This is a genomic window from Mycobacterium paraense (genome assembly GCF_002101815.1).
GTDB classification, from domain to species: domain Bacteria; phylum Actinomycetota; class Actinomycetes; order Mycobacteriales; family Mycobacteriaceae; genus Mycobacterium; species Mycobacterium paraense.
On record NZ_LQPM01000007.1, the window covers coordinates 200,253 to 212,481 of the forward strand.

A 12,229-nucleotide genomic window follows, 5' to 3' on the forward strand; every position below is an offset into this window, starting at 1 on the left:
TTGTTGGTGCGTGTCGACGCCGATTGGTGACTTTGGTCCCTGCGCCCCTCAGCGGTCGACCAGCGTCCAGGTCTCCAGCCCCTCATACAGGGGGAAATCCCTGGCCAGCCGCGTCACCCGCTGCCGCAGCGCGGACACGTCTACATCCTTGCCAGAGCTGCTGGCCGTTGCCAGCGCGGTGGCGATGATGTCGGCGACCTCGGTGAATTCGGCGTCCCCGAAGCCGCGGGTGGCCAGCGCCGGCGTCCCCACCCGCAGGCCCGACGTCACCATCGGGGGCCGTGGGTCGTTCGGAACCGCGTTGCGGTTCACGGTGATGCCGACCTCGTGCAGCAGGTCCTCGGCGGCCTTGCCGTCCATGGGCGAGTCGCGCAGGTCGACCAGCACCAGATGCACGTCGGTGCCGCCGCTGACCACGGAGACGCCGGCCTTGGCGACGTCGGCCGCCAGCAGCCGGTCGGCGATGATGCGGGCGCCTGACAGCGTGCGCTGCTGGCGGTCGGCGAACTCGGGGGTGGTGGCGATCTTGAGCGCGACCGCCTTGCCCGCGATGACGTGCATCAGCGGGCCGCCCTGCTGGCCGGGGAACACCGCCGAGTTGATGGCCTTGGCGTACTCCTGCTTGCCCAGAATCATGCCCGAGCGGGCGCCGCCGAGCGTCTTGTGCACGGTGGTGGACACGACGTCGGCGTGCGGGACCGGCGACGGGTGCAGGCCGACCGCGACCAGCCCGGCGAAGTGCGCCATGTCGACCCACAGCTTGGCGTCGACCTCGTCGGCGATCGACCGGAAGGCGGCGAAGTCAAGCGTGCGCGGGTAGGCCGACCAGCCGGCGATGATCACCTTGGGACGAAACTCGAGCGCCTTGGCCCGCACCGCGTCCATGTCGACCAGGTGCGTCTTGGGGTCCACGCTGTAGAAGCCGGCGTCGTAGAGCTTCCCGGAGAAGTTCAGCTTCATGCCGTGGGTGAGGTGGCCGCCGTTGGCGAGATCCATGCCGAGCAGGTGCTCCCCGGGCGACATCAGGGCGTGCAGCACCGCGGCGTTGGCCTGGGCGCCCGAGTGGGGCTGGACGTTGGCGAACTCCGCGCCGAACAACGCCTTGGCCCGGTCCCGGGCGATGTTCTCCACGACGTCGACGTGCTCGCAGCCGCCGTAGTAGCGCCGGCCCGGCAATCCCTCGGCGTACTTGTTGGTCAGGACGCTGCCCTGGGCTTGCAGCACCGAGCGCGGCACGAAGTTCTCCGACGCGATCATTTCCAGGGTGTCGCGTTGCCGGTGCAATTCTTTGTCGAGCAGCTCGGCGATGTCGGGGTCAACCTCGGCGAGCGGCGCTGACATAAGGGAGGCTGTGCCGGGGCGAGCAGGGCGGGCATCAGGTGCGGCAGTCACGGGCGCCAGTCTATCCAGCATGGTTTTAGCCAGCCCAGCCGTCGGGCGCGCGTACGCCCCTGCAACACTTGGCACCATGCCGCGGCTTAGCGAGCCGAGCCCGTATGTGGAGTTCGACCGGAAGCAATGGCGTGCGCTCCGTATGTCGACGCCGCTGGCCCTCACCGAAGAGGAACTGGTCGGCCTGCGTGGTCTCGGTGAGCAGATCGACCTGCTGGAGGTCGAAGAGGTCTACCTGCCGCTGGCCCGGCTCATCCACCTGCAGGTCGCCGCCCGCCAGCGGCTGTTCGCCGCCACCGCGGAGTTCCTCGGCGAACCGCAGCAAAACCCCGACCGGCCCGTGCCGTTCGTCATCGGCGTGGCCGGCAGCGTCGCGGTCGGCAAATCGACGACCGCCCGCGTGCTGCAGGCGCTGCTGGCCCGCTGGGATCCCCACCCCCGGGTGGACCTGGTGACCACCGACGGCTTCCTGTATCCGAACGCCGAGCTGGATCGGCGAAACCTGATGCACCGCAAGGGCTTTCCGGAAAGCTATAACCGCCGGGCGCTGATGCGGTTCGTCACGTCGGTCAAATCCGGCGCCGACTACGCGTGCGCGCCGGTGTATTCGCACCTGAAGTACGACATCATCCCCGGCGCCAAGCACATCGTGCGCCACCCCGACATCCTGATCCTGGAGGGCCTCAACGTCCTGCAGACCGGCCCGACGCTGATGGTGTCGGACCTGTTCGACTTCTCGCTGTATGTCGACGCCCGGATCGAGGACATCGAGCAGTGGTACGTGTCCCGGTTCCTGTCGTTGCGGGGCACGGCCTTCGCCGACCCGGAATCGCACTTCCATCACTACTCGGCCCTCAACGACACCAAGGCGGTCGCCGCCGCGCGTGAGATCTGGCGGTCGATCAACCGGCCCAACCTGGTGGAGAACATCCTGCCGACCCGTCCCCGCGCCACGCTGGTGCTGCGCAAGGACGCCGACCACTCCATCAACCGGCTGCGGCTGCGCAAGCTGTAGCTACGTCGCCAGGCGGCGCACTCCCAAATACTGCAGACCGGCGAACGCGGCGGTGTAGAGGCCGGTGGCGAGCGTCGCGGCCACCCCGGTGACGGTCATCGGGATGGCTTCGGCGCCCACGATCGCGGCCAGCGTGAAGACGATGTTGGCCGCGACGATGCCGATGCCGATACGCCGCAGGTTCGGCGCCGCCGCGAGCGTGAACACGGCGAATCCGGCGAGCACGAAGAACGCGCCCAGCGCGTACTCCTGGCCGGACGTCAGCCCCGTCAGCGACGAGATCTCGTCGGCGAAGAAGGCCACGGCCAAGCCGCACAGCCCCGTCAGCGTGGCATCGGCACGCATGGCGAAACGCAGCAGCGAATCGGTCGAGTCGTACAGCGGTCGGGTGGGAAGACCGGAAACTGCGGTCATGTGATCACTCCTCGCGATGGCGGATGAGTCGAACTGGTTTGAGCGTGCCGCCGGAGCACTGCCATCTCGACTCGTGGCGCTGCCAACTGCTGCCACGAGGACAACGACCAGGGATTTCCGCCGGCTATTCCCGCGCCGGCGCTTTTAATTCGACACGTGTCGTAAATCGTGGGGTTGGCGGCCTGATCGGTTGCCCCGGTGGGCCTTAGTCGGTGGGGACCGGGACGCGCCCGCGCAGATCGGCCGCGATCAGCCGGGCGGCCGCGTTTTGCCAGTTGTGCAACGACCGCTGCGGGACCTCGGTGACCAGCCACTGCCAGGCCTGCCGGGCGGTGGGGTCCAACCCGGCGGCGGTGGCGTTCTGCGCGTACGCGCGCACGCCGACGACGTAGGGGAAATACAGCGCGTTGTAGTAACGCCATTCCTCGGTGGTGCCGAAGTCGCCCGCGTTGCGGGGCTTGAGCCGGGCGATGCCGTCGGCGAGGACGGCCTTGAGTTCGTTGGCCCGCTCCACCGGATGATCGGGCGCGCCCCGCGCGGCCAGCCGCTCGTCGATCACGGGCAGCGCGGTCAGCGGGCTGGCGACCAGCTTCGTCAGGTCGGCGTAGTGGCCCAGCGCCCGGCGGGTGAGCCGGGCGAAGGTGTCGTCGTCGACGTCGCGCAGGGGATCGGCCGAGCGCAGCGGCAGCGCCGCCCCGGTATGGCGCAGCGCGGCCCGGTCGGCGCGCAGCGCGGGTGACCTGGAGAACGCCAGCCGATCCAGCACCCCGGCCAGCGGATCGGCCAGCACCTGCACCGCGATGGCGATCGCCAGGGTGGTGAACATCAACACGGTCAGCACCGTCTGGGTGGTGGGCTCGTGGCGGGTCACGGCGAGCCCGATCAGCGCCTGCCCGCCGAACAGCGTGGCCACGGCCGAACAGCCGATGAACGAGCGCAGCATGTCGGCGCGCAGCGCCTGGCCCTCGTCGAAGGCGTCCCAAAGGGCCACCGCCACGCCGAGCGCCAGGACGTCGAAACCCGTGGAGGCCAGGGCGAGCCGGCTGGGCACCAGGCCGAGCGGGATGATCAGGATGGCGTTGGCCAGCGCGAAGAACAGGGTCGCCAGTACCACCACCCCGGCGACCGGCGTCGGCTGGGCGCGCCGGCGCAGGGCGACGACCATCGCCCCCAGGGTGGATACCGAGATCACCGCCATCATCAGGACGTGCCCCGGCCGCAGTGGGCCCTCGACGCTGCCGGCCATCATCGCCCCGAACAAGGTGAGCGCGGCGACGCCGCCGATCAGCAGCAACTCGCCGGTGCGCACCCGCCAGTGGTCGCCGGGCCGTGACAGCTCGATGAGCACCGCGAACCACGCCACGCTGGGGACGGCCACCAAATAGATCTCGAGCCGCCCGAGCAGCGCCAGATGCGGGGCGTCGACGGAGCGCACCGCGTCCAGCGCCACCACCAACGCGAAGCCGCACAGTCCCGCCGCGGCCAGCGCCAGCACGGGCTTACGCGGATCGCGGGCGAGGAGGTACAACCCCAGCCACCCGCTCAGCGTGAACACCACAGCCGACAGCGCAGCCATGCATCCAGTTTGGCACGCGCCGTTTGGTGCGCCGAGCGTGATCTGATGGCGAGAAAAACGAGAAAATCCCGCCCTCAGAGCACGTTCGGCGCAAAAAGGAAGCGCTTGCGCCCGGCTGCGCTACTTGCCGTACCTACGGTGTCGTTGGCTGTAGTCGCGCAGCGCGCGCAGGAAGTCGACGCGGCGGAACGCGGGCCAGTGCGCCTCGGTGAACCACATCTCCGAATACGCGCTCTGCCACAGCAGAAATCCCGACAGCCGCTGCTCCCCCGACGTCCGGATGACCAGGTCGGGGTCGGGTTGCCCTGAGGTGTAAAGGTTTTCGGAGATGCCGTCGACGGTCACCGCGTCGATGAGGTCCTCGGCCGTGCCGCCGTTGGCGAGCTCCTTGCTCAGCAGCGCACGCACCGCGTCGACGATCTCCCGCCGGCCGCCGTAGCCGACGGCGACGTTGACGTGGAAGGGCGCCTCGGCCGGGGTGGATTCCACCGCGTCACGCAGCCGGCGGGCCGGCTCCTCTCCGATCAGCGCCAGGTCTCCGACGGTGCGCACGCTCCAGCGGTTGGCCGGCGCGCAGATCTCCTCCACCACATCGGTGATGATCTCGATGAGCCCGGCCAGCTCGTCGGGATCGCGCTGCAGGTTCTCGGTGGACAGCAGGTAGACGGTGGTCATCTCGATGCCCGCCTCCTGGCACCACCGCAGCATCTCGGCGATCTTGACGGCACCCATCCGGTAGCCGTAGCTGACGTCGTCGTAGCCCGCGTTGCGCGCCCACCGGCGGTTCCCGTCGCAGAGCACCGCGATGTGGCGGGGAAGCTCGGATTTGGAGGCCGCCAGACCCTGCCTCAGCCGCAGCTCGTAGACGCGGTACAACGGCTCCTTGAGCCGCGGCGGGATGATCTCCACGAGGCTCCACACTACTGTGACCGGCACCAATTCCGGCGTGCGATTTCCGCGATGTCACCCCACGTCCGACAGCGTCCCGTGCCGATTCGCCGCTAGTGTTGGTGCAAAGGAGCGACCGGCGACACGAGGCAATGGGAGTCATGAGCAGCCAGACCGACACGCCCCATGAGGCGGAGGCCATCGCGCCCGGTAACCCCGTCGAACAGCTCGCCGAGGGTGCCGCGCAGGTCCTGACCAAGCCCCGCATGCGCGGCTGGATCCACTTCTACTCCGCGTGGTTGGCGATCATCTGCGGCGCGACCCTGGTGTCGGTGTCCTGGGCGGTGGCCTCCACCCGCGCCGGGCTGACCACGTTCGCCTACGCCATCGCCACGGTCGCGATGTTCGCCGTCAGCGCCACCTACCACCGCGTCAACTGGAAATCCGACAAGAGCCGCACCCTGATGAAGCGGCTCGACCATTCGATGATCTTCCTGTTCATCGCCGGCAGCTACACCCCGTTCGCGATGCTGGCCATGCCGCCCGCCGACGGGCGGGTGGTGCTGTGGATCGTGTGGGGCGGGGCGCTGGCCGGCGTCGCGCTGAAGCTGTGCTGGCCCACGGCGCCGCGCTGGGTGGGCGTCCCGCTGTATCTGGCGCTGGGCTGGGTGGCCGTGTGGTATGCCCCGACGATCATCCACGTCGCCGGGGTGGCCGCGATGGTGCTGCTCGCCGTCGGCGGCGCGTTCTACAGCGTCGGCGGCCTGCTCTACGGGCTGCGCTGGCCGGACCCGTGGCCCAAGACGTTCGGCTATCACGAGTTCTTCCACGCCTTCACCGCGATCGCGGCGATCCTGCACTACATCGCGATGTGGCTCGCGGTCTTCTACGTCGGCCACCCCGCCTGACGCTAGAGCTGCCGCACGTCGTCCGCCGACCAGTAGGCCTTCATCGCGGCGACCTTGCCCTGCGCATCGAAGACCATCACGTCGATCGGCTCGATCACCATCTTGTGCTCGCCCGCGGTCACGGTCAGCCGGAACTGGAAGGCCGCCTCGTGGCCGGCCACGCGCAGCGTCACCAGCTCGCACTCGCGCTGCACGTCGCCGACCGCGGCGTAGAAACCGCGGATCGCCTGGCGCCCGATGTGCACCTCGCCTCCGACCGGGTCCTCGACGGTCGCGTCGTCGGCGTACAGCTCGACGATGTCGTCGGCGCTGCCCGTGGCGATCAGCTCGATGTAGCGGTTGACGGTCTCGGTGATCGCTTGGACCCTGTCGGTGGCGTTCGGCATGGGTCGCAGGGTAGCCGCCGGACTACCGCTCCGAAACACCCAGGGCGCCCGCCAGTTCGGCCGCGCTTGTGACCGGGAGATCGCACAGCCGACCGCGGCACACGTAGGCGGCGTCGGCCCCTCCCACCCGGTCGCGGCCGGCCAGCAGCGCCGAGGAGTCCCGTTCGCCGCCGACGACGATCGCCCCGCCGGGCGCCAGACGGCGCGCGTCGGCCAGCAGCGCCGACCGCGCGGGGTCGCAGGCGACCGCGATCTGCAGCGGCCCGCGCACCGCGGATTCGGCGACGGCCAGCCAGTGCCCGCCCGAGCGCGGCGCGCGCTCCAGCAGCACGGAGTGCTCGGCGAGCGAGTCGGCCGCGGCCCGCAGGTACCGCTCGGCGCGCTCGCCCTCGACCAGGTGCGCCGCGGTCAGCAGCGCCTCAGTGACCGACGACGCGCCCGACGGCGTCGCCCCGTCCAGCGGGTCGCCGGGTCGCAGCACTAGCTGCTCGGCGTCGTCGGCGGTGTCGAACCAGCGCCCGGGCCGCTGCGGGTCGGCGAAGTGGCGCAGGGCGGTGTCCAGCAGCTCCGTCGCCGCGCTCAGCCACCGCTCCTCGGCGGTCAGCTGGTACAGGGCGAGCAGGCCGGTGGCCGGCGTCGCGTAATCCTCGAGGATGCCGGGGCTGTCGCCGACGACCCCGCCCAGGCTGGCGCGCCGCAGCCGGCCGTCGACGACGTGCGTGTCCAGCAGCGCCGACGCGCAACGCCGCGCGGCCTGGGCCAGCTCCGGATCGTCCAGCGCCACACTCGCCTCGGCCAGCGCGGTGATCGCCAGCCCGTTCCACGACGTGACGACCTTGTCGTCGCGTCCCGGCTGGGCCCGGGTGCGCCGCGCCGCCAGCAGCGCGGCCCGGACGCGTTCGGCCCGTTGCGGGTCGTCCGGATCGGCGGGCAGCTGCAGCACCGAGCTGCCGTGTTCGAACGTGCCGGTGCGGGTGACGGCGAAAAGCTCTGCGGCCCAACGACCGTCGTCGGCGCCGAGAACCTCCGTCAGCTGCTCCGGCGTCCACACGTAGGTCGCGCCCTCGCGGCCCTCGGTGTCCGCGTCCAGCGACGAGACGAACATGTCACCGTCGGTCAGCTCGCCGACCAGAAATGCCGCGGTCTGGGCGGCCACCCGGCGGGCCAGCGGGTCCGCGGTCCGCCGGGCCCAGTGCGCGTACACCCGCAGCAGCAGCGCGTTGTCGTACAGCATCTTCTCGAAATGCGGTACCACCCAAGCGTTGTCGACGCTGTAGCGGGCGAAGCCGCCCGCGAGTTGGTCGTAGATGCCGCCGCGGGCCATCGCGTTGCCGGTGCGCACCACCGCCTCCAGCGCCGCGTCCGATCCGGTGCGCTCGTAGCTGCGCAGCAGGGCCTCGAGGAGCGCCGACGGCGGGAACTTGGGGGTGCCGCCGAACCCGCCGCGCATGGTGTCCTGGTCGCCCAGTACGGAGGCGACCGCGTGGTCGCACAGGGCCGGCGCCACGTCCGGCCCGCCGCCGGGCAGCGCCGAAACCATCTTGCGCAGCTCGTCGGCGATGCGATCCGACGCCTCCTCGACCTCCCCTCGGCGGTCCCGCCAGGTGGCGGAGACTGCCGAAAGAAGCTGCAGGAAGCCCTCTTTCGGGTAGTACGTGCCGCAGAAGAAGGGCCGGCCGTCGGGCGTCAGGAAACAGGTCATCGGCCAGCCGCCCTGCCCGGTGAGCGCGACGGTGGCGTTCATGTAGACCGCGTCGAGGTCCGGCCGCTCCTCACGGTCGACCTTGATGCAGACGAATCCCGCGTTCATCACCGCGGCCACCTCGTCGTCCTCGAACGATTCGTGGGCCATGACGTGGCACCAGTGGCAGGCGGCGTAGCCGATGGAGAGCAGGATCGGCACGTCGCGGGCGGCGGCGTCGGCCAGCGCCTGCGGCGTCCACTGCCGCCAGTGCACGGGGTTGTCGGCGTGCTGGCGCAGGTACGGGCTGGTGGCCAGCCCAAGGGTGTTCGTTCCGGCGGACTCAGCCGGGCTCATCGCCGGGTCCTGGCGCCCGCGCGGATCCGTTCGGCCGCGGCCGGTCCTCGTCGACCGTGTCGGTGCCCTCGTCGGCGGCCTGGTCCGGTTCGGGATGTTCGGGGTCGAACGTCTTGGGCACCTTCTTCAGTTGCCGGTTCATCGACCGCAGCAGGAACAGGGTCGCGATCAGCAGCAACACCACGACCAGCAGGCCCACCGGGCTGGCCTTGCCGAAATCGGGGCCGTGGTTGTGGGGTCCGTCCGCGAGCACCGCGACCAGGTAGCGGTTCACCCGTCCTCGATTCCGGCGAACAGGTCGTCCTCGGGCAATTTGACCGGGACACGCGAGCGGGCCAGCTCGAATTCCTCAGTCGGCCATAGCCTTTGCTGCCATTCGATGGGTGCGGCGAAGAATTCGGCGTTGGGGTCGATCTGGGTGGCGTGCGCGCGCAACGCGTCGTCGCGCTGGCTGAAGTACGCCGAGCACTCGACGCGCGTCGTCACCCGGGACTCGAACGGGTCGTGCTCGGGATCCCAATGCTTGAGCCACTTTTGGAACGGTCCCTCTTGGCCGCGCTTGACGAACTCGTCGTGCAGCAGCTGCATCCGCGCGCGCAGGAAGCCGTGGTTGTAGTACAGCTTGGACACCGTCCACGGCTCGCCGGCGTCCGGGAAGCGGGCGTAGTCGCCCGCCGCCTCGAACGCGCCGACCGAAACCTGGTGGCAGCGAATGTGGTCGGGGTGCGGGTAGCCGCCGTTCTCGTCGTACGTGGTCATCACGTGCGGCCGGAATTCGCGGATCACGCGCACCAGCGCCTCGACGGGTTCCTCGAGCGGCACCAGCGCGAAGCAGCCGTCGGGCAGCGGCGGCGGCGGGTCGCCCTGGGGCAGGCCGGAGTCGACGAAGCCCAGCCACCTGTGCTCCACGCCCAGGATCTCGGCCGCCTTCGCCATCTCGTCGCGGCGAATCTCGGCCATGTGCTCCAGCACGTCGGGCAGGTCCATCGCCGGGTTGAGAATCTCGCCGCGCTCGCCGCCGGTCAGCGTCACCACCAGCACGCGATGCCCCTCGTCGGCGTAGCGCGCGAGCGTCGCCGCACCCTTGCTGGACTCGTCGTCGGGGTGGGCGTGCACCGCCATCAACCGCAGTTCGCTCACGTGCCCCCTTGTTTCAGTCGGTTCGCTGGTTGCCCCTGCAGGGCTATAAGAGCTAGAAGCGACCTTATAATTCCAGTTCCGATCGTTGCATCCTGTCGGCCGGTGTCCGGCAGCCCACTCACCAGGCATACCCAGGCATGACCGAAACTCCCCTTCCGCGCCCCGAGGCCCGCTACGGCCGGTCGCGGCTGTCGCGCGTCTCCCGGCGTCGCGTGGTCATCGGGCTGGCCGTGCTGGTGGTCGCGGCCGGCCTCGCCGTGGCGGTCGTCGGTTATCAGCGGCTCGGCACCAGCGACGTGACGGGCACGCTGGCGGGCTACCAGGTGGTCGACAACGAGACCGCGTCGGTAACGATCAGCGTGACGCGATCGGACCCGTCGCGCCCGGTGGACTGCATCGTGCGGGTCAAGGCCAAGGACGGCAGCGAGACGGGCCGGCGGGAGGTGCTGGTGCCGCCCTCCGCGGCGGCCACCGTGCAGGTGACCACCACGGTGAAATCCTCCCAACCGCCGGTGATGGCCGACATCTACGGTTGCGGCACCGACGTGCCCGGCTACCTGCGCGCCTCCTGACCGCGCGCCAAACGAGAACGGTGAATATCGGGTCATCAAGTGTTTGCGCGGTGGTAACATGGGTGAATGCACGGTTCCTACTGGGACCGTGTATTGCTGCATTAATGGCCGTCAGAACGGAGCGGCGGTAACCCCAGGCAGCGGGGTTCACAGGCTTACGCGGATACGCGGAACATACAGATACGAGGAGCACGACAAGATGACGGATACTCAGGTGACCTGGCTGACTCAGGAGTCACATGACCGACTGAAGGCCGAGCTCGACCAGTTGATCGCGAATCGTCCGGTCATCGCCGCGGAAATCAACGACCGCCGCGAGGAGGGTGACCTCCGCGAGAACGGCGGCTACCACGCCGCCCGCGAGGAGCAGGGCCAACAGGAGGCCCGCATCCGCCAGCTGCAGGACCTGCTCAACAACGCCAAGGTCGGCGAGGCGCCCAAGCAGTCCGGCGTCGCGCTGCCCGGCTCGGTCGTCAAGGTCTACTACAACGGCGACAAGTCCGACAGCGAGACGTTCTTGATCGCCACCCGCCAGGAGGGCGTCAACGAGGGCAAGCTCGAGGTGTACTCGCCGAACTCACCGCTGGGCGGCGCCCTGATCGACGCCAAGGTGGGCGAGACCCGCAGCTATACCGTGCCCAACGGCAACACCGTCGAGGTCACGCTGGTCAGCGCGGAGCCCTACCACTCCTAGCGCGCGTCAGCTCAGCGCCTGTTCCAGGTCGGCCAGCAGGTCGGCGACGTCCTCGATGCCCACCGAAAGCCGCACCAGGTCGTCGGGCACTTCCAGCTGCGAACCGGCCGTCGACGCGTGCGTCATGGCGCTGGGCAGCTCGATCAGCGACTCCACCCCGCCCAGGGATTCGGCCAGGATGAACACCTCGGTGCGGGCGCACAGCTGTTCGGCGGCTCGCCGGCCGCCCCGCATGCGCACCGAGACCATGCCACCGAAGCCGCGCATCTGCTTCGCGGCGATCTCGTGCCCGGGATGGCCGGGCAGGCCCGGGTAGAGCACCGCGCTCACCGAGGGGTGCCCGGCGAGGAATTCCGCTACGGCCGAGGCGTTTTCGCTGTGCCGCTGCATCCGCAGCACCAGCGTCTTCAGGCCGCGCATCGTCAGGTAGGCGTCGAACGGACCGGGCACCGCGCCGGCGCCGTTCTGCAGGAAGGCGAAGGCCTCGTCCAGGTCGCGGTCGTTGGTGATCAGCGCGCCGCCCACCACGTCGGAGTGGCCGCCGATGTATTTGGTGGTCGAGTGCAGCACCACATCGGCGCCCAGCGTCAACGGCTGCTGCAGCGCGGGCGACGCGAAGGTGTTGTCCACCAGCAGCTTCGCCGAACTCTGCCTGCCGATCTCGGAGATCGCCGCGATGTCGACGATGGTCAGCAGCGGATTGGTCGGCGTTTCCACCCAGACCAGCCGGGTCTGCGGCGTGATCGCCGCGCGGACGGCGTCCAGGTCGGACAGCGCCACCGGCGTGTACGTGACGTTCCACCCGGTGAACACTTTGTCGATCAGCCGGAACGTGCCGCCGTAGGCGTCGTTGGGGATGACGACGTGGTCACCCGGCCGCAGCATCGCGCGCAGCGCGCAGTCGGTGGCGGCCATCCCGGAACCGAACGCGCGCCCGAAGGCGCCCTCCTCGACGGCGGCCAGCGACGCCTCCAGCGCGGCCCGCGTCGGGTTGCCCGTGCGCGCGTATTCGAAGCCGCCGCGCAGACCGCCGACGCCGTCCTGGGCGAACGTGCTGCTGGCGTAGATCGGGGCGTTCACCGCCCCGGTCGCGGGATCGGGCCGATAGCCGGCGTGAATGGCCTTGGTGGCCAGCCCGTGGAACCGGTGGTGTGGGCTGCGGTCCTCGCTCATCGACGATCAGCCTAGTGACCACCTCGATCGGGC

Annotated in this window: 13 protein-coding genes; 4 read left to right on the plus strand and 9 right to left on the minus strand. The window is 69.8% G+C overall.

Going from position 1 to position 12,229, the window contains the following annotated elements; translation table 11 throughout:
• Nucleotides 1–48: 48 nt before the first annotated feature.
• Complete coding sequence (gene glyA, locus AWB89_RS05905; protein ID WP_085172174.1) at nt 49–1,341, minus strand: serine hydroxymethyltransferase; 1,293 nt, start codon at nt 1,339–1,341, stop codon at nt 49–51.
• Between the two features lie 127 nt (nt 1,342–1,468).
• Between glyA and coaA the strand changes: the two genes are divergently transcribed.
• A complete protein-coding gene (coaA, locus tag AWB89_RS05910) occupies nt 1,469–2,407 on the plus strand; it encodes a type I pantothenate kinase (RefSeq protein WP_085099468.1) in 939 nt (312 codons plus the stop codon).
• Here the strand turns inward: coaA and AWB89_RS05915 are convergent, their stop codons facing one another.
• The 3 genes from AWB89_RS05915 to AWB89_RS05925 form a co-directional block, all read right to left on the minus strand.
• The gene (locus tag AWB89_RS05915; RefSeq protein ID WP_085099465.1) at nt 2,408–2,821 is read right to left on the minus strand and encodes a hypothetical protein; all 414 of its coding nucleotides are present in this window, start codon (nt 2,819–2,821) and stop codon (nt 2,408–2,410) included.
• A 205-nt stretch (nt 2,822–3,026) separates the two neighbouring features.
• Nucleotides 3,027–4,397, minus strand: coding sequence for a hypothetical protein (locus tag AWB89_RS05920; RefSeq protein WP_085172185.1), 1,371 nt, complete (start codon nt 4,395–4,397; stop codon nt 3,027–3,029).
• A 120-nt stretch (nt 4,398–4,517) separates the two neighbouring features.
• Nucleotides 4,518–5,306, minus strand: a complete 789-nt coding sequence (locus AWB89_RS05925; protein WP_085172187.1) for a (2Z,6E)-farnesyl diphosphate synthase — start codon at nt 5,304–5,306, stop codon at nt 4,518–4,520.
• A 140-nt stretch (nt 5,307–5,446) separates the two neighbouring features.
• Here AWB89_RS05925 and trhA point away from each other — a divergent pair, with 140 nt between their 5' ends.
• On the plus strand, nt 5,447–6,193 hold the full coding sequence (trhA, locus tag AWB89_RS05930; RefSeq protein WP_085172189.1) for a PAQR family membrane homeostasis protein TrhA: 747 nt from the start codon (nt 5,447–5,449) through the stop codon (nt 6,191–6,193).
• A 2-nt stretch (nt 6,194–6,195) separates the two neighbouring features.
• Here trhA and AWB89_RS05935 read toward each other — a convergent pair whose 3' ends face one another.
• The 4 genes from AWB89_RS05935 to mca are packed head-to-tail and all read right to left on the minus strand — an operon-like array spanning nt 6,196 to nt 9,757.
• Nucleotides 6,196–6,579, minus strand: a complete 384-nt coding sequence (locus AWB89_RS05935) for a nuclear transport factor 2 family protein (protein ID WP_085172192.1) — start codon at nt 6,577–6,579, stop codon at nt 6,196–6,198.
• Between the two features lie 22 nt (nt 6,580–6,601).
• Nucleotides 6,602–8,617: a thioredoxin domain-containing protein gene (locus AWB89_RS05940; protein ID WP_085172194.1), complete on the minus strand. Its 2,016-nt coding sequence runs from the start codon at nt 8,615–8,617 to the stop codon at nt 6,602–6,604.
• A complete protein-coding gene (locus tag AWB89_RS05945) occupies nt 8,604–8,891 on the minus strand; it encodes a hypothetical protein (protein WP_085172196.1) in 288 nt (95 codons plus the stop codon). The genes AWB89_RS05940 and AWB89_RS05945 overlap by 14 nt, the downstream gene beginning before the upstream one ends.
• Nucleotides 8,888–9,757, minus strand: coding sequence for a mycothiol conjugate amidase Mca (mca, locus tag AWB89_RS05950; RefSeq protein WP_085099446.1), 870 nt, complete (start codon nt 9,755–9,757; stop codon nt 8,888–8,890). The genes AWB89_RS05945 and mca overlap by 4 nt, the downstream gene beginning before the upstream one ends.
• Nucleotides 9,758–9,894: 137 nt before the next feature.
• Here mca and AWB89_RS05955 point away from each other — a divergent pair, with 137 nt between their 5' ends.
• Together AWB89_RS05955 and greA are read left to right on the plus strand one after the other, a co-directional pair.
• Nucleotides 9,895–10,329 carry a DUF4307 domain-containing protein gene (locus AWB89_RS05955; protein ID WP_085099444.1) on the plus strand — a complete coding sequence of 145 codons (435 nt, stop codon included), beginning with the start codon at nt 9,895–9,897 and terminating at the stop codon, nt 10,327–10,329.
• Between the two features lie 199 nt (nt 10,330–10,528).
• Nucleotides 10,529–11,023: a transcription elongation factor GreA gene (gene greA, locus AWB89_RS05960; RefSeq protein WP_066915156.1), complete on the plus strand. Its 495-nt coding sequence runs from the start codon at nt 10,529–10,531 to the stop codon at nt 11,021–11,023.
• Nucleotides 11,024–11,029: 6 nt separating this feature from the next.
• Here greA and AWB89_RS05965 read toward each other — a convergent pair whose 3' ends face one another.
• Entirely contained in the window at nt 11,030–12,196 is a 1,167-nt protein-coding gene (locus AWB89_RS05965; protein ID WP_085172198.1) for a cystathionine gamma-synthase, read from the minus strand.
• Nucleotides 12,197–12,229: the final 33 nt, after the last annotated feature.

Excerpts from the sequence above, each read along its gene's own strand:
- glyA (WP_085172174.1), bottom strand. The coding sequence starts at position 1,341 with ATGTCAGCGCCGCTCGCCGAGGTTGACCCCGACATCGCCGAGCTGCTC.
- coaA (WP_085099468.1), top strand. The coding sequence starts at position 1,469 with ATGCCGCGGCTTAGCGAGCCGAGCCCGTATGTGGAGTTCGACCGGAAG.
- AWB89_RS05915 (WP_085099465.1), bottom strand. The coding sequence starts at position 2,821 with ATGACCGCAGTTTCCGGTCTTCCCACCCGACCGCTGTACGACTCGACC.
- AWB89_RS05920 (WP_085172185.1), bottom strand. The coding sequence starts at position 4,397 with ATGGCTGCGCTGTCGGCTGTGGTGTTCACGCTGAGCGGGTGGCTGGGG.
- trhA (WP_085172189.1), top strand. The coding sequence starts at position 5,447 with ATGAGCAGCCAGACCGACACGCCCCATGAGGCGGAGGCCATCGCGCCC.
- AWB89_RS05935 (WP_085172192.1), bottom strand. The coding sequence starts at position 6,579 with ATGCCGAACGCCACCGACAGGGTCCAAGCGATCACCGAGACCGTCAAC.
- AWB89_RS05940 (WP_085172194.1), bottom strand. The coding sequence starts at position 8,617 with ATGAGCCCGGCTGAGTCCGCCGGAACGAACACCCTTGGGCTGGCCACC.
- AWB89_RS05955 (WP_085099444.1), top strand. The coding sequence starts at position 9,895 with ATGACCGAAACTCCCCTTCCGCGCCCCGAGGCCCGCTACGGCCGGTCG.
- greA (WP_066915156.1), top strand. The coding sequence starts at position 10,529 with ATGACGGATACTCAGGTGACCTGGCTGACTCAGGAGTCACATGACCGA.
- AWB89_RS05965 (WP_085172198.1), bottom strand. The coding sequence starts at position 12,196 with ATGAGCGAGGACCGCAGCCCACACCACCGGTTCCACGGGCTGGCCACC.